This window comes from Fusibacter tunisiensis (assembly GCF_016908355.1).
GTDB lineage: Bacteria > Bacillota > Clostridia > Peptostreptococcales > Acidaminobacteraceae > Fusibacter_D > Fusibacter_D tunisiensis.
Map to the genome: position 1 here is coordinate 1 of NZ_JAFBDT010000065.1, position 1,496 is coordinate 1,496.

Genomic DNA, 1,496 nt, shown 5'->3' on the forward strand with positions numbered 1-1,496 from the left:
TCTCGCTTGCCTGCCTCTTTCGTGTACGTGGCTCTCACACTCTGCGGCGCGTTTTCCCAAACGCTTTCACTAGATTTCAGCTCAGCTTTATCGACTGTCCTCACCCCTTCGTCCGTAGACTCAGGTTTGGGCTATTTCCCGTTCGCTCGCCGCTACTTAGGAAATCACTTTTGTTTTCTCTTCCTTCGGGTACTTAGATGTTTCAGTTCCCCGAGTTCCCTTCCTATAGCCTATGTATTCAGCTATGGATGACTGGACATTACTCCAGCCGGGTTTCCCCATTCGGACATCTACGGCTCTTTGCTCGCTTGCAGCTCCCCGTAGCTTTTCGCAGCTTACCACGTCCTTCTTCGGCTCCTGGTGCCAAGGCATCCACCCTATGCTCTTAGTAACTTGACCACAAAACTTGCGTTTTTAGTCTTAAAACATATTGTGCCTTTGACTTTGAACTTGCGTTCTTTTTTTATTAATAGTCGGTTCTTACATATGCAGTTGACAAAGTGCAAATCAGCGAAGCTGATTTCAGAGGCGATAGCCTCACTTGGTTGCCGTGCCGGACACGGGAGACTTTAGTCTTCCTTGGCCACATGGCGCCAAGCAGTTTGTCGCAGACGAAAATCGATTAGCGAAGCTAATTCGACCCGACGTAGTGTTTGCTTGCAAACACAGGAGGGCTATGCCACTCTTTTTCCATCTAAACATCTCGCAAAAACTTGATTCAGTCCTTCTGATTAATAATGACCTTTAAAGCAAAGCTCTAAAAATCACAAATGGTGGAGATTAAGAGACTTGAACTCTTGACCCCCTGCGTGCAAGGCAGGTGCTCTCCCAACTGAGCTAAACCCCCATTTTTTAAATGCGATGCATTTAAAAAACGCTCGACGTAAGATTTCGTAGAAATCTAGGAGAGTTTATTTCTCCGACGTCATTTTATACATTTTTAAATACATCTCAAGGTCGAAGCTAATTCGACTCGACATAGTGTTTGCTTGCAAACACAGGAGAGATATGCCTCTCTTTTTCATCTTGCCATTTAACTTCTTCTTTGTTTTTCTTTTCATTACATGCATTTAAAAAACGCTCGACGTAAGATTTCGTAGAAATCTAGGAGAGTTTATTTCTCCGACGTCATTTTATACATTTTTAAATACATCTCAAGGTCGAAGCTAATTCGACTCGACATAGTGTTTGTTTGCAAACACAGGAGAGATATGCCTCTCTTTTTCATCTTGTCATTTAACTTCTTCTTTGTTTTTCTTTTCATTACATGCATTTAAAAAACGCTCGACGTAAGATTTCGTAGAAATCTAGGAGAGTTTATTTCTCCGACGTCACTTTATACATTTTTAAATACATCTGTTTGAAGATTCTAAGAACCCTCAAAATTGAACAGCTTAAATATCTAATCTCCTTAGAAAGGAGGTGATCCAGCCGCACCTTCCGATACGGCTACCTTGTTACGACTTCACCCCAGTCATTGATTTCACCTTCGACAG

At 42.4% G+C, this 1,496-nt stretch carries 1 tRNA gene and 2 rRNA genes; all 3 read right to left on the reverse strand.

The features are described from left to right. Positions 1 to 399, reverse strand: a 23S ribosomal RNA gene (locus tag JOC49_RS13060); the annotation flags it as partial. A gap of 372 nt (positions 400 to 771) precedes the next feature. Beyond that, positions 772 to 847 (reverse strand) — tRNA-Ala (locus tag JOC49_RS13065). Between the two features lie 568 nt (positions 848 to 1,415). Continuing rightward, positions 1,416 to 1,496: ribosomal RNA gene (locus JOC49_RS13070) — 16S ribosomal RNA — on the reverse strand; the annotation flags it as partial.